This window comes from Herpetosiphon gulosus (assembly GCF_039545135.1).
Taxonomy (GTDB): Bacteria; Chloroflexota; Chloroflexia; order Chloroflexales; family Herpetosiphonaceae; genus Herpetosiphon; species Herpetosiphon gulosus.
The window spans coordinates 203007-224517 of sequence record NZ_BAABRU010000013.1 but is presented as its reverse complement, the minus strand read 5'-3'; the positions used below and the strand labels follow the sequence as shown (position 1 = coordinate 224517).

Here is a 21511-nt window from a genome sequence, read left to right as displayed (position 1 = left end):
TTGCTACGGGCGGTGCGGGTGGTGCTGATTCAGCTTGCAGCCACGACGGCACATCACCACTCGCTGCCGGAACTGCTGGCGGTGCAGCATCCAAATCGCCGCGCAACCACGCTGGTACATCATCGCCAGCGCTTGCTACGGGCGGTGCGGGTGGCGATGATTCGGCTTGCATCCACGCTGGTACATCATCGCCGGTACTTGCTACGGGCGGTGCGGGTGGCGATGATTCGGCTTGCATCCACGCTGGTACATCATCGCCGGTACTTGCTACGGGCGGTGCGGGTGGCGATGATTCGGCTTGCATCCACGCTGGTACATCGCTACTCGCTGCCGGAGCTACTGGCGGCGTAGCATCCAAATCGCCGCGCAACCACGCTGGTACATCATCGCCAGCGCTTGCTACGGGCGGTGCGGGTGGGGCTGATTCGGCTTGCATCCACGACGGCACATCGCCACTTGCTGCCGGGGCTGCTGGCGGAGTTAATGGAGCAGTTGCAGGCTTAAGCCATGGCGGAACGTCATCGCTTGAACCAGCGGCATCTAAATCGACTTCAGATAACTGCACCACTGGCGGCTCGGTATCAAAATCTTTCAACCAATCGGGTAAGTTACCAGTCCCACCACGTCGGGCAATCACTGGCTCATCATTATCTTCAACGAATGAAGCAATGCCTGGTGGTGGGGCAGGTTCGCTTGGTCGCAACTGCTGCAACCAAGCTGGCATCGGCTCGTCATCTGCATTGACGCTTGGCTTGGGCGCTGGTGGAGCAGCCTCAACCGCGCCTTGCAACCACGATGGCACATCTGCACTTGCTGCTGGTGCTGCTGGTGGCGGGGTTGTTGGCAAGGCTGGCTCTTGCAACCATGACGGCACATCTGCATTGGCGCTTGGCTTGGGTGCTGGTGGGGCTGCTTCAACTGAGCCTTGCAACCACGACGGCACATCGCCACTTGCTGCTGGTGGGGCTGGTGGCGGGGTTGTTGGCAAGGCTGGTTCTTGTAACCACGATGGCACATCAGCATTAGCACTTGGCTTGGGTGCTGGTGGGGCTGCTTCAACTGAGCCTTGCAACCACGATGGCACATCTGCACTTGCTACTGGTACTTCTGGTGGGGTTGCTGAACCTGATTGCAAATCGGATAACCAATTAGGCAAGGGCTGCTCGGAACGGGGAGCAGTTGGCAAGGGTTCGTCAGCAGGCAAGGCAGGAGCAGTTGCTTGCAAATCACGCAGCCATGGCGGAAGCTCCTCGCTATTGGCGGGTGCTGGTGGAACATTCGGTGCTGGGGTTGGCGCTGCCGATTCTTGTAACCATGAAGGGATAGCCTCAGCACTTGCAGCAACTGGCGGCGGCGGACTTTCTTCTTGCAACCATGGGGGTAGGCTCGATGTGCCGCGTTTGGCAGGCACAACCGTTTGTTGCTGATCAAGATCTTGCAGCCATGGTGGGAGATCGTTACTAGCGCTTGAGGTTGCAGCCAAAGGCGCTTGACATTGCCCACAAAATTGGCGATCAGGAGTATTGGGCGTGCCACAGCGAGGACAATTCATTGAGGCCGCCTCCTAGCGATCCAAATACGGGAGATCAATCCCGAGTAAGATGCGAATACTTGCAACAATAGCACCAATTGCCGCCCCAAAGATCAAGCCGCGTAGGCCAGCCATCACAATGTAGCGTTGAATCCAGCCCAAGGTCTCGCCCAAATAGGGCAAGCCTGCGAGCAATGGCAATTGCAACACTAAAAATACCAAGGCAACACTGACCACAATCACTGCTTCACGCTGGCCAGCACCAAAGGCATGAATTGCCGCAGTTAAAGCAAAAAATGTCAGCAGGGCCAAGAGGCTAATGCTGATTGGAGCATAAACCCAGCGAATAACATCTTGAAATAAACCTAATTCCAAGACATTGGCCCGGCCTTGGGTCGTATAGCCATAGACTGCCAACACGGGTGGGATAATCACCCCCAAGAGCAGCGCGATACTATACCAGCGTTTGGGATCGGTTGAGGCTAAACGTTTAATATGATGAATAATAACATTGATTGAACCAGCAATCAGCGCGAACGCAGCAATAACGGTTGCCCAATTGAGCAAAATTTGGCTGCCATTATTAATACTGCCAATCCCAGGAAAAAGGCGATCAATTAAAACGAAAATACCGGCAACGCTGCCGATCAAAATAGGAATTAAGCGCTTTGGATTGCGGAGCAGGTCAATTCGACGCATCCCACCCATCCTTTATCTAGGCAGCAATGGAAAATCTTGTGGCAAGATTGCTAATTGGCCTAAAGAAACCAAAATAATCCCAAGAATAATGACCCCAATAATGACCGAACGGAGGACATCATGGGTTAAGATGCGGGCAAATCCCAAGGGTGTTGGGGCAATATAGGCCTCAGCCGCATAGATCTCCTCACCCAACAAGGTGCCATTGGCCGTCAGCAGTGCTGCTGTCAAGGCTTGTTGATCGGTGGTTCCAGCAATTTGCAAAATATTATGGGCACGCCCCGGCTCAGCAAACAATAAATAGCCTTGCTCAAATGAGCCAACTGTAATACTGGCCTCCATTGGTTCGCTGGTAATCCGATTACTTAAACCAGCCGAAAAGGCAATTGGATCATTGGCAGCCAACAGCTGAATCAGCTCAGGCCGATAATCTTCACTATAGCCAGCATCACGATAGGCGCGGCGAACCGTGCCCCGCAAGGCCAAATGAGCAATTGGATCGCCACTTGAAGCCGCAATTCCAGCCCCGCGCCGCGCCGCAATATCGGTGATCCGTTGGGCTAAGACCAAACCAGCTAAAGTTTCTGGGTTGATCGTCGAGCCATCAAGCGAGCCACTGCCAGGCGAAACATGGATCGGTTGGCCAGTTTCAGCAGAACGTGCCAAGGCACTATTGATCAGATCAATTGGGGGAAGAGGGCGGCGATTAATCTTACGTCCACCAGTAACTAGCCGTGCATAGACAAAGGGCAAGGCAATTGCTAGGGTTAAGATGAGTGACACGACAAGAATCTCAAAGGGAGACACGGGTTGGCCCTCACAACTGACATAGCTTGCAGCAAGTAGGCGGATAGGCGTAATTGCGCTGAGTGTAGCCCATCGTTAATGCTTTGTCAACTTTCTAGGGCATTCAGATGCTCAATTAAGCGTTGCCAACTGGCCTCGGTTTCTAAGGCATTCGCATAGCTTGCGAGGCGCTGTCGTAGCTGGATTGGCACAAAGGCTTGGCCAAATAAACACAGCTGACTCAAAACAATGCTGGCAACCTGACCCGATCGCAGAAACAATTGAGCGACTCCGTTCAAGCGATGGCGATGCAGGCTTTGGGCTAATTGCACCAACACCTGCTCAGAATCATCAACCTCGGCCATGCTGCCACTCCGCAGTATCCAAAATAATTGTGACTGGGCCATCATTAATCAATTGCACTTGCATCGCCGCGCCAAACTGACCACTAGCGGTCGTAATTCCTTGCCCACGACAATAGGCAATAAATTGTTCAACCATTGGCTCAGCCAAAGCCGGAGCAGCTGCCCCAGTAAACGATGGCCGACGGCCTTTACGGGTATCGGCATAGAGCGTGAATTGCGAAACGACTAGCAATTGGCCTTGGCAATCAATTAACGAACGATCAAAACGATCCTGCTCGTCAGGGAAGATCCGCAAATTGAGGATTTTATCGGCGAGTTTTTGCAAATCGTCGCTGGTATCACTGGGACTAACCGCCAGCAATACCAACAAGCCAGCGTTAATTTGGCCGACAATCTGCTCGGCAACGGTGACGCTGGCACTAGCTACGCGCTGGATAATTGCTCGCATCGTTTTTGCCCCCGTAAAATGCCCCAGCACTGCCCATGATTCGCCCAAAAACCATGCGACCACGGTCGTTCGTCCAAACCCGACTGACAATCACCCGAACTTCATCGCCAATCCGTTCACGGGCATCTTCGACGACCACCATTGTGCCATCTTCAAGGTAGCCAATGCCTTGTTCGCGTTCGCGGCCTTCTTCACGCACTTTCACGACCAGCATTTCGCCAGCGCCAACTGGTGGGCGCACCGCATCGGAAAGTACATTTAAATTGAGTACCTGCACGCCTTGTAATTCGGCAACTTGGCTCAAATTCTTATCGTTGGTGATCAAGGCATGGCCATCTTGTAACGCCAACGTCACCAATTTCTGGTCAACGCCACGAGCATTGGCAACATCTTCGTTGGGCATTTCAAGCCGCAGTTGATCATCTTTGCGAATTTCTTCGAGCATATCTAGGCCGCGTCGGCCACGCATCCGCTTCATATCATCGCTCGAATCGGCCAATAATTGCAGTTCGTTGAGCACAAAACGCGGTACAACCAAAATGCCATCGAGAAAGCCGCTACGGACAACCGCCAAAACCCGACCATCAATAATTGCGCTCGTATCAACCAAACATGTTCGACGCATCGGGACAGCTTCTTTAACTGGACGAGCTTTGGATGTTTGGAGTGAAATGCCAAAATTGACTAAATTTTTCTTGTGATACTCGAAAGCCACAATACTAAAATAGATCGTAAAAAAGCTGGCAATTGCAGGCAAATAACTCCCTAAAAGACCAGGTAAATGGCTCAGTGGGATCGCTAATAAAGCCCCAATCACAACCCCCAACAACGTACCTAAACCTAAAGCAAGCATTTCTTGGGCAGTACTGCGGCGCAAGCGCTGATTAATATCGCGAATCGGGTATAACGTTACGCGATGGGTAATTAATAAACCCAAACCAGCCCCGGAAAGCGTTAACAATTGCATTGCCAAGATTTCGTCTTCGGTAGCGGGATTACTCGCTGAGCTTGAACTAAAATACCAGCCAACATAGCCAAGCACAACCATCCCCAGAATGCGAACCCAAAAATCAATGCTAAGTAAGCGATTTCTGTTTACAGGTACAGCCTTTTTTTCCGAAATCGTCATAAATCTCCTCGTGAGCACATCCACAATTCACACTTAATCATCATGGTCGGTTGTTGGCTTGGCCGTTGGCGGCTCACCAGGTGATGGTCGCGGCGCACCAATTAAAGCAGCTCGTACTGCTTCAATCAATGAACGAATGCCAGTAACCTGAAACGCATCGATCTGCGGTAAGGCATCGATCTGGGGCACAATTGCGTTATGGAAACCCAACTTGGCGGCTTCGTTCAAACGCCGATCAAGCTGGCTTACCGAACGTAATTCGCCCGAAAGCCCAATTTCGCCAATTAAAACGGTATTTGGTTCAACGCGTTGGTTGCGAAATGATGAAGTTATCGCCGTGGCCACCGCTAAATCGATCGCTGGCTCGGTCACTTTCAAACCGCCTACCACATTAACATAAATATCCTGATTGAACAATGGCACACCAACCCGCTTTGAGAGCACTGCAATGATCATCGCTAAGCGGTTTTGATCAAAGCCATTAGCGGTTCGGCGTGGTTGAGCATTGGCAGTATGGCTAGTCAGGGCTTGCACTTCCAATAACAAGGGGCGCGTACCTTCTAACATCACTGCGACCGCTGAGCCAGGCGAGTTGGTACTACGCTCGGCCAAGAAAATCTGCGATGGATTGGTCACTTCGACCATCCCACCTTGATTCATCTCGAAAACCCCAACTTCATTGGTTGAGCCAAAGCGATTTTTGACGCTGCGCAATAGGCGATATTGATGAAACCGTTCGCCCTCAAGGTACAACACCACATCAACAATATGCTCAAGTACACGTGGCCCAGCAATCGCACCCTCTTTGGTCACATGGCCAACCAACATAATTGAAATATTATGTTGTTTTGCGACCCGTTGGAGCCGCAGCGCCCCTTCGCGCACCTGCGAAACGCTGCCTGCCGCCGAGGTTATAGCCTCACTATACACGGTCTGAATTGAATCAACGATCACCAAGACTGGTTTCATGCGTTCAATTGTGGCAATCGCCGTATCAAGGCTGGTTTCGGCCAAAATATATAAACGCTGCGCCGATAAGCCCAAACGTGTGGCGCGAAGCTTAATCTGCTGCTGCGATTCTTCCGCTGAGATATACAACACATCACCAGCAGTTTCCGCCAAGGCGGCACTTTGTTCGAGCAACAGCGTCGATTTACCAATCCCAGGATCGCCGCCAATCAGCACCAATGAGCCAGGCACAATCCCGCCGCCTAGCACGCGAGCAAATTCGCTGCCACGAACTGGCAAACGTTGAACATCGCCAAGTTGAATATCGGGCAAGCGTAATGGCTCGCTCACTCCAATAGGTGAACGAGTACTACCGCCTGTCGTACCTGCTAATTTTGTGATAACTTGTTCAACTAAGCTATCCCACGAACCACATTCGGTACAACGACCCATCCAACGGGGAAACTGCGCATCACATTGTTGGCAGACGAAAATTGTACGTTGTTTGGCCATGAAGTTCCATATTCCTTGCTTGCCGCATCTCGTTAAATTATAGCACAGCCGCTTGGTTGAATGCACCAACTTCGTGCTATACTTGGCGCAAATTGCCAAGCTTAATCCTAGCCTTTTTGGCCTTAGTCTGCCCTAGAATTCGTTGCAATGTCCCCCATATGGGCAGGATCACCGATGGCCTAAAGTGGTGCTTTTGGGTTATCGCAATGGCTTAAATAATTTTTTACAATAGCGAGTGAGGGTTATCGCTGGCTTAAAGGCAAGCTGGTGCCACATTCGTCTGCCGTCACTTGCAATGCTGCATGTGCTGCTTAACGTGAGGTTGGTATGCCATCAACACCGCATCGTCAGCGTAAACCAGAGTGGTTACGCAAACCCGTGCTTTCGCCAGAGTTGCGTAATGTCCGTCAATTACTGCGTGATCTGAATCTGAATACTGTGTGTGAAGAAGCATCGTGCCCCAACATTGCCGAATGCTTTGGCCATGGCACTGCTACATTTATGATCGGCGGCGATCGTTGTACCCGGCGTTGTCATTATTGCGATGTTACGACTGGCAAGCCTTTCCCGCTTGATCCACGTGAGCCGAGCAATGTGGCCGAAGCCGCTGCTCGCTTGGGCTTGAAATATGTGGTGGTTACGGCGGTAGCTCGCGATGATGTCAAGGATGGTGGCGCTCGGCACTTTGCCCGCACCATCAGCGCGATTCGCCAACGCTTACCCGAGGCCGAGGTTGAGGTCTTGATTCCCGATTTCAAAGGTGAGGCCGAAGCGCTCAAAACGGTATTGGATGCCGAACCACATGTGCTCAATCACAATATCGAAACCGTTCGTAGCGTGTTTAAGAGTGTGCGGCCCCAAGGCGATTATGATCGATCGCTTGAATTATTAGCCCGCAGTCGTGAGTTTGCCCCGCAGATCACAACTAAATCGGGGTTTATGGTGGGTTTAGGCGAAACAACCGACGAAATCTACCAAACCATGGATGATCTTAAACAGGTTGGGGTTGAACTAGTCACGATTGGTCAATATTTACAACCATCACTGAACCATGTAGCAGTGAGCGAATATATTCCTCCTGAGCGTTATGGCTTGTATCGCGATCATGGCCAGCAATTGGGCTTTCGAGCAACTTTTGCAGGGCCATTCATCCGATCATCATTCCACGCTGGGGAGTTACAACATCATCAACCAAGCAGCGACGTGGCTAGCCCAGTGCAAGAATGGATTGCACTCGAACCACGTTAGATTATAGATAGAAGGAGTTCCTATGTCGTCCGTGCATGAAACGCATTTATTGGCTGAAGGTATTACTGCCGCCAAAGCAGGCCAACGTGCAGCAGCCCGTGATTTCCTGACCCAAGTGATTGCTCTGAATGCACGGAACGAACTGGCGTGGCTCTGGATGAGCGCAATTGTGGATACGCCCGAGCAGCGCCGCGATTGCCTTGTGCGGGTTTTGTTGATCAACCCAAGCAACGAAGCCGCTCAACGAGGCATCGCGGCCCTCGAAGTGCAAAATAAACCAGCCCCGCCAATTCATGAGCCAACGCCAATTGTGGCGATCGCCGCTGCCAGTAGCAACCTGATTCAATGCCCATTTTGTCAATCGAATACCGATAGTAGCAAGCTCGATTGTCAAGTTTGTGGCGAGAATATTATTCTCACCTGCCCCTCATGTGATAGTACAATAAACTTATGGGAAACCACTCGCTGCCCATGCGGCGAAGGGTTACGTCACTACATTTTCTTTCCCGATGGCATCGATCACGAAGGGCTGGGCCAGCGCTATGCCTTGATGGAGCGTTGGGAGCCTGCTGCTCGCCAATGGGATCGAGCGCTCAAAGATGGCTCGCATGTGGTGATGTTGCACCGAAAGTTGGCCCAAGCCTACGATAAGATTGGTCGCAACCAAGAAGCCGAGTTCCACCGCCAAGTGGCTCAATCCTAATTCCTTAGCCAATCTTTATTTGCAACAAGCCAAATCTATGTCAAAATCGGTGTATCCTTAAAAATAGCCAATGAATGTCTTTATTAGCGATGGATTACCGTTATGACAATCGATGATGAACTTGCCAAAGGCATCGCCGCTGTGCGAGCAGGCCAGCGTGAGCTAGCTCGCCAGCATCTCCAAAAAGTACTCCTTACCGATTCCAAAAACGAATCCGCTTGGCTTTGGCTCAGTGGAGTCGTTGAAACTCGCACCCAAAAGCGCGACTGCTTACAACTTGTGCTTTCTATTAATCCTGATAATACTGCGGCGCGGCGCGGGCTAGAAGAATTAGCCCAAAGCGAGGCTGCCGATTTTCTTTCGACCTTCGAGCCACATAAACCGCCACCAGCACCACCAGCGCCGCCACCAGTCGCCCCAACACCAGCGCCAGCAGCACCTGCCAGCAGCTTAACTAGTTTCGACGAGCCACCTGCGGCTATGTTCGAGCCAGTGCCAATCGAGCTTGATCAGCCAATGGCTGGCTTTGGTTTTGCCCCGATGGTCGCTGAAGTAGCATCTGAGCCAGCTCCAGTGCTTGGCAATATTCCAACGAATGTGCCCAAGCCACCGCAAAATCTCGAAGCTCCCTGCGCATTTTGTGGCACGCCGACCCAAAGCACTGGTGAATGTAGCAACTGTGGCACTGAGCAAACCTTCGATTGCCCCAATTGTGGTCATGTGATTGATGTGCGTGAACACTGGATCTGCGAGTGTGGTCATTCCTTCGAGAATTTTCTTACACCCGAACGCAAGCTTGATCGTGAACGGCTCGCTCAAATGTATAGCGACCGCGATTTTCCAGCTGCTGCGGTTAAACAATGGAAGGCAGCCTTGCCAACCAGTCGCCGTCCGCAACAATTACATGCAGCAATTGGGCGGGTTTATGATAATCTAGGCTTATATGAGCAAGCTGAAATGCACTATAGGTTATCAAAACAAAAATGATCGATCGTGAACTATTGCAAACCACCCTGGCTGAGTGGCAACTAACCCTGACCACGAGCCAAATCGACCGCTTGGAGCAGTATGTGGCGTTGCTAACGCAATGGAGTGAGCGCATGAATTTAGTTGCGCCCTCGACCTTGCCCGAAGCAACCCGCCGCCATCTGTTGGATTCGTTTTCGTTAGCGACGACCTGCGAGCAAGCTCCCGCCAGTTTGGCCGATATTGGCTCAGGCGCGGGCTTACCAGGTATTCCTTTAGCGATTTTATGGCCCGAGACCGAAGTTTTACTGATCGAATCGATCGGCAAGAAGGCCGAATTTTTGCGCCATGTGGCTCAAGAATTACAGCTTGAGCGGGTCTTGGTTGAGGTCGAACGGGCCGAGGTTGTGGGCCGCGAACGGCGCTGGCGCGAGCATTTTGCGCTGGTTACTGCTCGGGCTGTCGCCAATTTAGCGACCCTCGCCGAATACTGTTTGCCCTTGTGTAAAGTTGGTGGCATGTGGCTTGCACCTAAAGGTTTTGACATTGAGCCAGAAGTGCAAGATGCCGAGCAGGCCATAACCATTCTTGGAGGTCAATTACGGGCGGTCTATAACGTCACCATTCCAGCTGAACCTGTCCGTTCACTTGTTGTCGTAGACAAAGTAGCTTCAACCCCATTGACCTATCCACGCACGGTTGGCACACCATCCAAAAAGCCTTTGTAACTTTTTGGAAAAGCGCTCGTACCACTTGAGAACCGCCAGCGCGGTGTGCTAGAATGAAGTTCACACAGTCTTTGTGTTTAGCTAAGGAGGAATTCCTATGTCGTTGTTGAGCCGTGTTCGCGACCTGGTTAGCGCTAATCTCAATGCGATGTTGGATAAGGCCGAAGACCCTGAAAAAATGGTCAACGAGTACATGCGGCAATTGCAAGAACAACTGTACGAAGCCAAAACCGCTGTTGCATCCGCCATGGCCGATGAAACCAAATTGCACAACAAAATGGTGACATTCCAAACCGAAGCTGATCAATGGCAATCCAAGGCTGAAGCTGCGGTTCGCGCAAGTGACGATGAATTGGCCAAAGCTGCCTTAGGCCGCAAAGCCAATGCTCAAAAAATGGCTGATACCTATCGCCAACAATACGAACAACAAGACGAACAAGTTGAGCAACTCCAAAAAGCCTTGGTCAGTCTTGAATCACGCTTGTCAGAAGCCAAAGCCAAGAAAGAATTGATTATCGCCAAGAAGAATCGCGCCGAAACTCAAGAAGCGATTCAACGCACAGTTCAAGGCTTGGGCAACCTCAATGCCATGGATAAATTATCCCAAATGGAAGAACGGGTCGATGATCGCTTGGCTCAAGCCGATGCTATGTCAAAGCTTGAAGGTAGTTCGCTCGAAACTCGCTTTGCCGACCTCGAACGCGATACTGCTGTCGAAGATGAATTGGCCGCTCTGAAAGCAAAAATGGGTAAACAATAGCTTTTGAAATTGTGGGTGTTGGCTTGCGCCAACACCCGCTTTTGATTTAAGCATCATCCCAACAATACCGCAAGCGCAAAGCCCAAAATAATCAGGCCAGAAATTCGATTAATCCAAATGCTATAGGCTTGCACCCGCTCACGCAACAAGCTCACGCCGCCACTCAAGAGCAACCACCATAAAGCCGAACCCGTGGTCACGCCCACTACCAACCAGACGCTATCCCAGCCATAGGCCGTGATTCCCAAGCCAGCAAATACCGTGGCAAACGATAAAATCGTCAAAGGGTTGGTTAAGGTCAAGAAGAGCGTCGAGGCATACATCGCCCATAAATTATCAGCTTTGACATTAGCCGCTTCGGTTGCCGGACGACTCAACATGGTTTTAATCGCCAAATAGCCGAGAAATAGGCCGCTGATAATCCGTAATCCCAGCAACCACCCCGAAGCTTGATCAACATTATTGAGGGCTGCCGCCAAACCAAACGCCGCCAACATGCCATACAAACCATCGGCAGTTGCCGCTCCCAAGCCCGATAAAAAGCCCGCCAAACGCCCATGAATTAAGCTGCGTCGAATGCACAACACGCCAATCGGCCCGACTGGTGCGGCAATCGAAAACCCCAAAATAAGCCCTTTCAGCAACATCACAATACCCTCGCTTGCCTAAAATCGTCGATCAAGGCTAGTTTCGCATAAATTGCACGCGAGTGCTTGCAACAATGGTAGTATATTCGCTACCCTACAACGAATGCTAGACAAACGCTTAAATTGATGAGGTCTTTAGATCTATGACCGTACAACAACTTGAAACTACTGTCGCACCTCGACATGTCGCAATAATAATGGATGGCAATGGCCGTTGGGCACAAGGCCGTGGACTCCCCCGTCTGGCAGGGCATCATGCTGGAACTGGAAATATCAAACGAATCGTGCGCGAGGCTATTGCCTTAGGCATTCCCTATCTCACGATTTATGCCTTTTCAACCGAAAATTGGAAGCGCCCATCGTGGGAAGTGCGCGGATTAATGCGCATTATGGCTGAATATCTTGATCGTGAGTTGCGTGAGTTGCACGCTGAAGGGGTGCGCTTGCACTTGCTGGGCACGCTCGATGGGGTCGATTCAGCCCTCGCCAAGAAAATTCAGAATGCCATTACCTTGACTGCCAATAATACAGCCTTGACGCTCTCGGTAGCCTTCAACTATGGCGGTCGCGCCGATATTGTCAACGCTGTCCGCGAAATCGTCGCCAAGGGGATCAATCCTGAAGATATTAGCGACGAGATGATTGCTGGTCACTTGTATACATCGGGCATTCCCGACCCCGATTTGATTGTACGCACCAGTGGCGAGCAACGCCTAAGCAACTTTTTGATTTGGCAGGCTGCCTATAGCGAATATTATATGACTCCGCTGCTCTGGCCCGATTTTGGCCCCGATCAGTTTCGTGAGGCTGTCAGCAATTTTGGCAATCGCGAACGACGTTATGGTGGTCGCATCGGCGAAGGTGAAATGGTCAAATAAGCAACGCTGAGAGAAGATGTGGCTCAGGCTATTCCGAAGCAGATTCAATGAACATTTGCTAACACCCCAAGCTGCTTGCCGCTGGCTTGGGGTTATTTTAGGCTTGACTAAGCACATATCCCCCATCACTTTGCAGCAGCATCCCCCATTGTCGGCCCACGAATCATACCAAAGTCTCTTGTCGGAACATGATATGATAGCAGTAGCATGGTTGTTAAGTAACCTATTGCACTTTCTTAGCTTTACGAACTGGCTATTTCACTATCCCAAGAGGTTTTTCCGATGCATATGCGATTGCCTGCTGCCCATACCCAACTTTTGCGTCAACTCAAGGATGAGCGCAGCAAACTGCAAGATCTTGTGTGGGAACTCGACGATCTTGAACATGCTGTCGCCGATTTAGAACAACACGTATGCGATACGCCCGATCCGAGCAAGCATCAGGAGTTGGAACAACTTCGCCAACGCCATGATCACGTTGAAGATGCGGTGCTCTATCAAATGATGTATATCGACCGCTTACAAGAACGCTACGATCTTTTGCCCTATTCAGCGATTCCCGCTGCCTGAGCCTCACCGATGGGGCTAGGCTTGGCGCTAGCCCCATCTATCTCCGCAGATAAATTGCCACACTCGCATTTTCATAGACCAGCTCAAATTCAGGCACATTGGCTAATTTGGCTTGATTGAAGATTTTGCCATTGGTAGTAGCATAGGCGTAATCATAATTATGTTCACGCATCCACTGGGCTAATTCACTGGCAGTTTTTTCGTTGGCATTGCGCAACCAGCTGGTTTCAGCCTCAACCGCCTTGATATATTCAGGCGTGCCTTGGTTGTAAACAACTGGCGGTGTACTCACCTGCAAGCCAACATAGGGCAAAATCCACCAGCCACCATCGCTGCCACGGGCCACGTTATACAGCCAACCCTCGGTGTTAATCGCAAAACGGGCATTTTTGGGGATACGCTGCACAATCCAATTCAGGGCAGTTAAATCATCGGCTTTGGCGATAATTGTGCCATCGTTGGTCACACCATGCAATTTTGCCGCTGAAATCACAATCGTCAAGGCCAAAATAATTGTCCGTATCGCCCGCCAACTACGGGCAAATCCAAGCGAGAGATACTGGCTCAGCCCTTGATCGAGCGAAGCAACCCCCAACGCGAGCCATAAACTAATCGGCAAAAAGATCGCCAAGGCCACAATATTGTTGTTGAAAAACGAAAGATAAGGCAAGCCAATCACCACTGGATTAGCAAATAACATCACAAGGCCAGCCCATAAAAAGCTGATTAGCACTAAACGCCATTGTCGCCAAAAGCCAACCAGTGCCGCCAGCATGCTTACTCGCAGGAGCCAGACATTATTCCATGTAAAATATAAGCCTTTGGCCGCTTCAAACGTATTGTAGCCGCCACCAACCAATTGTTTGGGCGTGCCACTGCCAGCAGGCTGAATTTCACGAATTAATAAGGCCAACCATGGAGACATCAACAAAATTGCCATACCAACTGCCGCCGCTTGCTTGCCCAAGATTTGCCAACGCTGCTCAGTCCAAACATCGCGACCCAACCAAACCGCCACACACCAGAGCAAGGCACAGCCAGCCGCCACAAAGTGGGTTGGCAATAGCCCACCAACCACGATCGTTAGCAAAATAAGGCCTTTGCGATCGGGGCGATCAAGCGCAACCCACGCCAACAGTAGCACCACCGGAACCATCGCCAAGCCCGAAAGCAAGGTGTAACGTCCCCAACTCAGGTAATAAGCTGGCATAATCGAGATAAAGCCAGTCATGGTGGCGGCAGCTAGGCCAGCAATTGGGCTTTTGGTGAGACCAATCGTGGCACTACCAACCGATATCACCACCAAGACACCCAAAAATTGACCATACCACAACATAAATTGAGGAATGCTCATGCCACTCAGATTGTAGATGGTGGCTGCGGTGGCGTGAAAGCCCCAGTGATAGCCAAAATTATCAACTGGCATGTAAGGGCGCAACGAGTAAGGTACTTGGCCGCTTTCAGCAATCACCCGCATAATTGTGGCATGGTGCAGCGAATCGACCCACGGTGGAAAAGCCAGATTGCTGATGTGTTCGATGCGGGTGCTAATCGTCAAACCGATAATTAATAATGCCAAGCCCAGAATCGGCAAGGGCGCTGGTAAAAACCACGGCTGAGCAGTTTCACGCCATAAACGCCAAACCACACCCGACATTAAACCAAAGGCAATCAACGTGATCATGCCAGTGCTCAGAGCTAAACCAAGCGTGGTCAGCCATAAATAGCCCAACGGCCAAACTGCCAAGCTCAGCCCAATCCACAGGCTTGGCCGCACCAATGGCGCTAAATCCAAATCCAGCCAGCGCTCGAGCAAGTAGCCTGGAGCCAGTGCACAAACCAGCGCCGCAAACCAAAAACGGCTGTTTGGCAGGATTAAGATCAATATTCCTATCCCAAACAGGCCACCCAGCCCAATCATTCGTTGACGATTCATAGACAGCACCCTACAATTTGTGGTTCATGGCAAATGGTACACGAAAAACGCCACTGGTAAAACAGTAGCGTTCAGGCTAAAAGTCATGATTTTGTGCTTATTTAGCGATGGACTTCGGCGCGTTGTTCGGCTAATTGTAATTGCCAATTTTGCACCCGCAAACGTTGCACCAACGAGCGAGCCAGATTTTGCATCAGCTTCAGGCCTAGTGAGGCATCATCTTCAAACAAGGCAAATAGATAACGACTATCGATCGAAAGCACGGTTGCGCCCGATTTGCCAGCGCGTAAATCGGCGGTACGTCGGCCACCTTTGCCCTGAATCAAGGCCATTTCGCCAGCGATTTGACCCGCCATCAGCACATTGACCCGCCGTGCTTCCTCGATGCCAAGCTCATTGCTGATTCGCACCAAGACATCAACTTGGCCATCTTGCACAATAAACAACTCATCGCCGCTCGAATCTTCGAGTGCCAGCACATCTTGCGGGGCAAAATGATGTTGATGACACAAGCCCGCCACCCGTAAGCGCTGCGATTCACTCAAATCTTGGCCCAACTCAGTATTCGAGAGAAACTGGGCAATTTCACCCACATCAAGATCGCGCTGCTGTTGCACTTGATCATTCGGCAGGCTCGGTAAAATTGGCAAGCCCAAAAAAGAGGCAATATAGCGCATGGTGGTTTCATATTGCTCAAAATGTGGCCAATGCCCAGCATTCGGAATCAAACGCAAGTCAGCTTGGGGCCATTCGTCAGCAACCGCGCCAGCATCACGCAACGGCACAGTGTTATCTTCAGCACCCCAAATCACTTGAGCTGGCGGTTGAATTTGCTTGAGTTTGCCGCGCAGATCGCCCATTTTCATGGCTTCATAGCAGGCAGCACGAACTCTGCCTTGGCCTGGTCGCCGTGCATCAGCGCGAATCCGATCATAATCTTGCTGCGAAATTGCGGCGCGTTCAGCAAAGAGAATCGGCTTCATCAACTGATTGATATAGCTTAAAGGCGTATTTTCGAGGTAGCTCAGAATTTTGCCGCCCAATCTGGTACGTTCGAGCAAAATATGCGGAGCCACAAACAAATTGATAAAGGTTGATAGTCGCCCGCTAACGACTGGATTGAGCAAAATCAAACGTTCAACCAGCATTGGGTGACGCAAAGCTAAAGTCATAGCAATTTGGCCACCCATCGAGTGTCCAAGCACCACCACAGGCCGATCACTGGCTTCCTCAATCAATTTGGCCATCAAATCGGCATACCAATCGATCGTAATTGGGTGTTTGGGCGCAGGCGAACGCCCATAACCAGGCAAATCGACCGCCATATACGAATAGCGCGTGCCAAGCGCTTGCAACAGGGGAGTCCAAGTAAACCAGGAACTCGACCAGCCATGAATTAAGAGCGCGACGGGGGCATTACGGCGATTATCGCGGATATGCAGTTCCTGTCCGTCGATGACATAGGTTGACATGCACTACCCTCATTGCAGGAACAATCACATAATTGGGCTATTGTAGCATATTGGGGCAAGTCGCTTCCCTAGATACGAGGCTAGTTAGTAGGATGGATGAGGGATCAGTTGTCAGGGATCGGAGATCGGGCGACAGACAATCACAGAGATTATGAAGGGACAAGGGTCTAGTCAGCACGAAACCGCTAAGAACGCGAACAGCACGAAGGGGAAGGTAAAGATCGGAATGGCTTGAATATAGACTAAAAAGCCTGATTTTACCGTCTTTATTAGAATCATTCTCATTATGTGACTAAAGTTACAGAAGCATGGCGAGGAGCTTGCTACACTAGAGTTAGAAAATAAGTATGAAGTTTACGCCCCAGCGCGAAGGAGTATCCACAATGGCCTACGTAATTGCAGAACCATGTGTCGGCACCAAAGATTCAGCCTGTGTCAAAGTTTGCCCAGTTGACTGTATCTATGAAGGTGAAGACCAATACTATATCAACCCCGACGAATGTATCGATTGTGGCGCTTGCGAACCAGAATGCCCAGTCAGCGCAATTTTCTCAAGCGACAGCGTGCCCGAACAATGGGCCTCATACACCCAAAAGAACGTCGATTTCTTCGGTTAGTTCTGAACGAAGCCAATCGACCCTCAGGGACACGGAAATTTCCGTGTCCCTGTTATTTATTAAATTGAGGTTGCAATGCTGCGTTTTCCGGTAGTCTGTTTTGATGTAGGCTTTACCTTGCTCGATGAGCGGGTTGATGCTCACGATTTAATTGGTGAGGTGCTGCAAGAATTGGGCTTGCAGGTTGAACCCAGCCTGATTCGCGATGCCCGAAAAGCGACTAATCGTTGGTATCATCAGCGTTATCATTCGCTCGATAATAACGATTGGAGTTCCGATGCCACGATTCGCACGCTTTGGCTAGAATTCTATCAACACCTATTCGATCAAATCGATCCAACGCTTGATCACGCGCTGCTTGGCGATCGCTTGATTGCGCACTACGAGCAGCCCGAAAATTGGGTTCCCTTCAATGATGTGCGCGAAACCCTCGATAGTTTGCAGGCCAAAGGCATTCGAATTGGGATTGTCTCGGATTGGGCCAGCAGTTTACGGCCTATTCTGACCTACAACAAACTGTTGCCCTACTTCGATTTTGCGGTTATTTCGGCGGATGCCGGCTATGCCAAACCCATGACCGACCTGTATCAACTGGCGATCAAGCGCTCTGGTGTTGCCGCCGATCAGATTATTCATATTGGCGATAGTTATTATGCTGATGTATTGGGCGCTCGCGCAGTTGGCATGCAAGCAGCATTAATCGACCGTCACAAGCGCATTCCCAAAGCCGATTGCCCAATTCTGCACGATTTACGCGATTTATTGCAGTTGGTTTGATCTAGCGTAACCGTAGGCGCAGCACCAAAACTGGGGGAATTTCACTAAAATTGGCCCATGAGAACGGGTGAGTGCTGGCTGTAGTAGGGGGATAGCTTGGCTCTAACAATCCATCAAGCACAAATCCCGCTGCAAATGCAACCCCAAGCAAACTCGTCAATGAACGATGAAAGTTGAATTGAGCAACTGGTTGACCTGCCACCCCCACTCCTTGATGCACTGTTGGCGTGAGATAGCTGCCAATCTGTAGTCGCGCATGGGTTTCAACTTCGCCTTGGGCATTTTCAAATTGCTCAACAATTTTGCGGCTTTGCGGAGTTTGAAAACATGGATGCACCGTTGCCAGCACAAAACGGCCTTGCGATTTGAGCAATTTGGCTGCTGCTTGAAATAAAGGCTCAATCGTGGGCAAATCCATCAGCACCATCGTTGAAACCAGGGCATCAAAGCTTGCAGCCCCTAAAGCCAGCAATTGCGCGAAATCGGTGGCATCAACAACTTGATATTCGAGCATAGCCGGGCTTGGATACTGCTTGGCACGTTCAATTAAGCTGGTGCTAGCATCAACTGCCAGCACCGTTGCACCTAATTCCGCCAAATGTCGTGCAAAAAGACCGTTCCCACAACCAATATCAAGTACACGCTGCGCCGTTTGTAACTCCAACAAACTCAACATCGCAGGCCGCACCAATTGCAAATGAAAACGGTTACCATCTTGGCCCATCGCGCTATCCCAATGCTCGGCGTTGGTTTCCCAAACAGCATTGGATTGAGCGTTTAATTCAGGCCATTCGCTATTTGCACTCATGTAGCACCATTCCTAATATTCTTGGGGATCGATCAACTCGCTACAGCCAGGAATATCTTGCAAACGCTCAAAGCATTGGCGACCATGGGCTTTGGCCAGTTCAAGCATCTGATCAGCACCTGCCGAAGGCCCGCCAACCCGCAACACCGCATCGCAACGAATTACCAAGCGCTCAGCAATTGGGTGGAAAATCGCATTAAAGATCTCATCGCCAATCCGTTTAGAGCCAGCCAAATCGACCATTGGCAAGGCCAACCACTCGCCAAGCACTGGCAAATGGCCAGCATTGAACAATGGCAACACATACGATTCCATTAAATGAACATTGGCCGCAATTTTAGCTGGATCGTCGCCAGTGCCAGAACGATAGGGCCCAGCAATTAAAATCATCAACGCAGCGTGATCAGCCATTAAAGCAACCTCCAAACAAAATCCTCGTTACTCTAGCATAGCTGTCAACTCTGCCTATGATTTTAGAAGGTTTATGAAAATCCAAAGATCTTTCGATTTCAGTGATCACCACCCCTCCGCCCCGCCTCAAGGCGGGGAACGCAGGGTGTTTTCATCCCCCTGCACCCCCTAAAGTACAATTATTGGTACGAACGGAAGCGAAAGATCAATCATACTCTTTGGATAGGAAGGTTTGGTGCATAACTACAGGGCATTTGGTCATAGTGCAAGTGCTTGGCTTGGCAACTCAACTAGCTCAGTTTTTTGATCATAGACCTTGAAACCACGGGCTTGGTAGTTGGCTAAGGCAGTTGGCCCATCGAGCGTGCAAGTATGTAGCCAAACCCGCGAGCTAGTTAATTGCCATGCTTGTTGAATGACCTTAGTGAGCAAAAGCCCGCCCAAGCCTTGGCCATACCATTGCGGCAACAACCCAAAATAGCCAATTTGGGCTGAGCCATCGGCCTCTTGCACCAACTCACAATAGCCAATCGGAATGCCTTGATAGCTGCCGATCCATGTTTGAACCGTAGGCTGGCTCAAATAATCGAGCCATTGCTGATACGACCAGACCAGCTGAGCCGATCAAGCCAATACCACGGCCCGCCCACTGCTGTATACAAAAAGCGATTGAGTTCAGGGCTAATCCGCTGCACTTGCGCAAAGCCAAAATCTGGCTCATGGCGTAAACTTGGCTTGAGTTCATTGGCAGTCAACATTTCAAGGTAGGTTGTGGTAACTTCGCGTTGCATGGGAAACCTCATCGGAATAATGCTTGAATGATTATCGAAGCAAACCACAGAAAAAACCAACCCAAAAAAACTACCGTGGCATAGAGGTAAATTCGCGCTTTAATGCTCGCCGTAGTATGTTTGATTTTGCCCTTGGTTACAGTAACCTCAAACGGTAATAAACTAGCCAAGTTGACATGATACTCTAAGCCGAACTGATAAATCGCTTGCTGTTCGTAAGTAAATTGCAACACACTCCCACGAATTAAACCTGTTCGAACATTCATTAATTGGGCAGTGCTGATCGACTGCCCCCCAAGCCAAAATGGTTCAGTTTGCTCAATTCCGCTAGCCGCACCATGCATAGCTGCAAATTTTTTGATTGGATAGATCCATAGGCCTGTAGTGGTAACAAACACAACTGCCCGTAACGACTCGACCCAGTTTGTTCCACGTACTAACTCTATTGGTTGATCAAGTGGGTTTTTAATTATTTTGGCAATTAATATTGTTCGTGGTTGCAATTCAGGATGATCAGCAGCAAATTGCTGACGCAGCGCTTTCACATTATAAATCGATCGATTAAGCCAGCGGCGCATACAATTGATCCTCTCTCGCTAAAATCATTCGTTCGGCAGATGTTGCTGTAATTCAACCCAAGTAGACTAAGCATGAATTATACCGAATGAGGTGATCAATGCCAACTACTGAAACTTGTGCTGAATGTGGTGCTCCACCGATTGAAGGTTTCAATTGTTGGGAGCAATTAGGGGCGTTAATCGCTTGGGAATATAACGACCCAGCTTTGCATGCCCAGCATTTTTTGGTTGTCGCCAGCTACAATTTGCAACACCCAGCCCAATTTACTGAAATGGCGCTTGAACAACTGTGGATGGCATTTAACGATTATCTTAATCATGGGGTAAGTGCTGCCGAATTACGGCAACGGGCCGCCAAAACCTATGCAGGGGCAACGCGAGTGCTACGGCCCGAGGCTGAACGCCGACCACAATTGCGCTGTTGGGCCATGACCATTGCTGATGTCTATCTGCCTGAGCAACCAGCGGGAGCAGTTGAACGCTTATGGGGTTGGGCCAGAGTTATTCAGGCGAATCAAGCGGTGACGCAGGCTTGATAATCGCTTTGGCGAGGGCTAGACCTTCGACTGCGGTACTGCCAGCAGCAATTAATGCACTAGCACAGGCCTCAAAGGTCGAGCCAGTGGTTAGCACATCGTCAATCAGCAATACGTGGCTTGGAGCTGGCTGTTGACCCCGCCATTCAAAGGCTCCGGCGACATTGTTGGCACGAGCTTGAGCTTGCTGCCCAACTTGATGCTCGGTAGCACGCACCCGTTGCAAATCGGTGCTCAGTGGCAATTGCCAAGCTTTGGCCAAATTACGCGCCAATAATTCAGCTTGATTATAACCCCGCTCACGTTTGCGCACCCCATGCAGTGGCACAGGCATCAGCACAACATTCTGCCAGGCACAAAAATCAAACAATAATGGAGCCAAAATTTGGGCTAAGGGATGGGCATTTTGATATTTAAAGGCGTGGATTGCCGCACGTAAGCTGCCTTGAAATGGATAAATGCCCAAAGCGCGTTCAAGCGGTGAATCGGCGGCCAAGGGCTGAGGGCGTTGGGGTGGAGTCAGCGGAATACATTCGGCGAGGCAAGTGGGGCAAAATTGCGTGCCAGCCTTGCCACAGCTATAGCAGCGTGGCGGGTAAACGAGATCAAGCAAGCTATTCCATAAACGGTTGATCATCGTAGCCCCAAATCAAACCCGCAAGCCAG

26 protein-coding genes are annotated in these 21511 nt (G+C 50.4%); 10 read left to right on the top strand and 16 right to left on the bottom strand.

Features of this window, described 5'->3' with window-relative positions:
• The 7 genes from ABEB26_RS18395 to radA all read right to left on the bottom strand — a co-directional run.
• Window positions 1–1552 (bottom strand): zinc ribbon domain-containing protein (locus ABEB26_RS18395; RefSeq protein ID WP_486348317.1); only part of this gene is annotated, 1552 nt, incomplete at its 3' end.
• Between the two features lie 12 nt (window positions 1553–1564).
• On the bottom strand, window positions 1565–2230 hold the full coding sequence (locus ABEB26_RS18390) for a hypothetical protein (protein ID WP_345723500.1): 666 nt from the start codon (window positions 2228–2230) through the stop codon (window positions 1565–1567).
• Window positions 2231–2242: 12 nt separating this feature from the next.
• Window positions 2243–3013 (bottom strand): DUF6754 domain-containing protein, encoded by a 771-nt coding sequence (locus ABEB26_RS18385; protein WP_486348316.1) that lies wholly within the window; start codon window positions 3011–3013, stop codon window positions 2243–2245.
• A 110-nt stretch (window positions 3014–3123) separates the two neighbouring features.
• The gene (locus ABEB26_RS18380; protein ID WP_345723498.1) at window positions 3124–3381 is read right to left on the bottom strand and encodes a hypothetical protein; all 258 of its coding nucleotides are present in this window, start codon (window positions 3379–3381) and stop codon (window positions 3124–3126) included.
• Entirely contained in the window at window positions 3368–3829 is a 462-nt protein-coding gene (gene dtd, locus ABEB26_RS18375) for a D-aminoacyl-tRNA deacylase (RefSeq protein ID WP_345723497.1), read from the bottom strand. The genes ABEB26_RS18380 and dtd overlap by 14 nt, the downstream gene beginning before the upstream one ends.
• Entirely contained in the window at window positions 3801–4958 is a 1158-nt protein-coding gene (locus ABEB26_RS18370; RefSeq protein WP_345723496.1) for a PIN/TRAM domain-containing protein, read from the bottom strand. The genes dtd and ABEB26_RS18370 overlap by 29 nt, the downstream gene beginning before the upstream one ends.
• A 33-nt stretch (window positions 4959–4991) precedes the next feature.
• On the bottom strand, window positions 4992–6419 hold the full coding sequence (gene radA, locus ABEB26_RS18365; RefSeq protein ID WP_345723495.1) for a DNA repair protein RadA: 1428 nt from the start codon (window positions 6417–6419) through the stop codon (window positions 4992–4994).
• Window positions 6420–6746: 327 nt separating this feature from the next.
• Here radA and lipA point away from each other — a divergent pair, with 327 nt between their 5' ends.
• The 5 genes from lipA to ABEB26_RS18340 all read left to right on the top strand — a co-directional run bounded on the left by lipA (window position 6747) and on the right by ABEB26_RS18340 (window position 10824).
• On the top strand, window positions 6747–7667 hold the full coding sequence (gene lipA, locus ABEB26_RS18360) for a lipoyl synthase (RefSeq protein ID WP_345723494.1): 921 nt from the start codon (window positions 6747–6749) through the stop codon (window positions 7665–7667).
• 22 nt (window positions 7668–7689) lie between these two features.
• Window positions 7690–8370, top strand: coding sequence for a tetratricopeptide repeat protein (locus ABEB26_RS18355; protein ID WP_345723493.1), 681 nt, complete (start codon window positions 7690–7692; stop codon window positions 8368–8370).
• Between the two features lie 102 nt (window positions 8371–8472).
• Window positions 8473–9357: a hypothetical protein gene (locus tag ABEB26_RS18350; RefSeq protein ID WP_345723492.1), complete on the top strand. Its 885-nt coding sequence runs from the start codon at window positions 8473–8475 to the stop codon at window positions 9355–9357.
• Window positions 9354–10064, top strand: coding sequence for a 16S rRNA (guanine(527)-N(7))-methyltransferase RsmG (gene rsmG / locus ABEB26_RS18345; RefSeq protein WP_345723491.1), 711 nt, complete (start codon window positions 9354–9356; stop codon window positions 10062–10064). The genes ABEB26_RS18350 and rsmG overlap by 4 nt, the downstream gene beginning before the upstream one ends.
• Window positions 10065–10161: 97 nt before the next feature.
• The gene (locus ABEB26_RS18340; RefSeq protein WP_012187739.1) at window positions 10162–10824 is read left to right on the top strand and encodes a PspA/IM30 family protein; all 663 of its coding nucleotides are present in this window, start codon (window positions 10162–10164) and stop codon (window positions 10822–10824) included.
• A gap of 53 nt (window positions 10825–10877) precedes the next feature.
• Here the strand turns inward: ABEB26_RS18340 and ABEB26_RS18335 are convergent, their stop codons facing one another.
• The gene (locus ABEB26_RS18335; RefSeq protein WP_345723501.1) at window positions 10878–11471 is read right to left on the bottom strand and encodes a LysE family translocator; all 594 of its coding nucleotides are present in this window, start codon (window positions 11469–11471) and stop codon (window positions 10878–10880) included.
• Window positions 11472–11614: 143 nt separating this feature from the next.
• Here ABEB26_RS18335 and uppS point away from each other — a divergent pair, with 143 nt between their 5' ends.
• Window positions 11615–12349 carry an undecaprenyl pyrophosphate synthase gene (gene uppS / locus ABEB26_RS18330; protein WP_345723490.1) on the top strand — a complete coding sequence of 245 codons (735 nt, stop codon included), beginning with the start codon at window positions 11615–11617 and terminating at the stop codon, window positions 12347–12349.
• A 282-nt stretch (window positions 12350–12631) separates the two neighbouring features.
• Window positions 12632–12919, top strand: coding sequence for a hypothetical protein (locus ABEB26_RS18325; RefSeq protein ID WP_345723489.1), 288 nt, complete (start codon window positions 12632–12634; stop codon window positions 12917–12919).
• A 37-nt stretch (window positions 12920–12956) separates the two neighbouring features.
• On the opposite strand, the gene ABEB26_RS18320 is transcribed toward ABEB26_RS18325, so the two are convergent.
• On the bottom strand, window positions 12957–14855 hold the full coding sequence (locus ABEB26_RS18320) for a hypothetical protein (protein WP_345723488.1): 1899 nt from the start codon (window positions 14853–14855) through the stop codon (window positions 12957–12959).
• Between the two features lie 101 nt (window positions 14856–14956).
• Window positions 14957–16327 (bottom strand): alpha/beta fold hydrolase, encoded by a 1371-nt coding sequence (locus tag ABEB26_RS18315; RefSeq protein ID WP_345723487.1) that lies wholly within the window; start codon window positions 16325–16327, stop codon window positions 14957–14959.
• 383 nt (window positions 16328–16710) lie between these two features.
• On the opposite strand from ABEB26_RS18315, the gene ABEB26_RS18310 reads away from it, so the two are divergent.
• Entirely contained in the window at window positions 16711–16944 is a 234-nt protein-coding gene (locus ABEB26_RS18310) for a ferredoxin family protein (RefSeq protein WP_012187733.1), read from the top strand.
• Between the two features lie 75 nt (window positions 16945–17019).
• Window positions 17020–17721 (top strand): HAD-IA family hydrolase, encoded by a 702-nt coding sequence (locus ABEB26_RS18305; RefSeq protein ID WP_345723486.1) that lies wholly within the window; start codon window positions 17020–17022, stop codon window positions 17719–17721.
• 1 nt (window position 17722) lies between these two features.
• On the opposite strand, the gene ABEB26_RS18300 is transcribed toward ABEB26_RS18305, so the two are convergent.
• The 5 genes from ABEB26_RS18300 to ABEB26_RS18280 form a co-directional block, all read right to left on the bottom strand.
• Window positions 17723–18529, bottom strand: a complete 807-nt coding sequence (locus tag ABEB26_RS18300) for a class I SAM-dependent methyltransferase (RefSeq protein ID WP_345723485.1) — start codon at window positions 18527–18529, stop codon at window positions 17723–17725.
• 12 nt (window positions 18530–18541) lie between these two features.
• Complete coding sequence (locus tag ABEB26_RS18295; RefSeq protein WP_345723484.1) at window positions 18542–18940, bottom strand: DUF4406 domain-containing protein; 399 nt, start codon at window positions 18938–18940, stop codon at window positions 18542–18544.
• Between the two features lie 258 nt (window positions 18941–19198).
• Window positions 19199–19522 carry a GNAT family N-acetyltransferase gene (locus ABEB26_RS18290; protein WP_345723483.1) on the bottom strand — a complete coding sequence of 108 codons (324 nt, stop codon included), beginning with the start codon at window positions 19520–19522 and terminating at the stop codon, window positions 19199–19201.
• Window positions 19519–19731, bottom strand: a complete 213-nt coding sequence (locus ABEB26_RS18285; RefSeq protein ID WP_345723482.1) for a hypothetical protein — start codon at window positions 19729–19731, stop codon at window positions 19519–19521. The genes ABEB26_RS18290 and ABEB26_RS18285 overlap by 4 nt, the downstream gene beginning before the upstream one ends.
• Before the next feature lie 8 nt (window positions 19732–19739).
• Complete coding sequence (locus ABEB26_RS18280; RefSeq protein WP_345723481.1) at window positions 19740–20309, bottom strand: hypothetical protein; 570 nt, start codon at window positions 20307–20309, stop codon at window positions 19740–19742.
• Between the two features lie 98 nt (window positions 20310–20407).
• On the opposite strand from ABEB26_RS18280, the gene ABEB26_RS18275 reads away from it, so the two are divergent.
• Window positions 20408–20845: a DUF5946 family protein gene (locus ABEB26_RS18275; protein WP_345723480.1), complete on the top strand. Its 438-nt coding sequence runs from the start codon at window positions 20408–20410 to the stop codon at window positions 20843–20845.
• Here the strand turns inward: ABEB26_RS18275 and ABEB26_RS18270 are convergent.
• Window positions 20811–21482, bottom strand: coding sequence for a ComF family protein (locus tag ABEB26_RS18270; RefSeq protein WP_345723479.1), 672 nt, complete (start codon window positions 21480–21482; stop codon window positions 20811–20813). The genes ABEB26_RS18275 and ABEB26_RS18270 overlap by 35 nt on opposite strands.
• Window positions 21483–21511 lie beyond the last annotated feature (29 nt).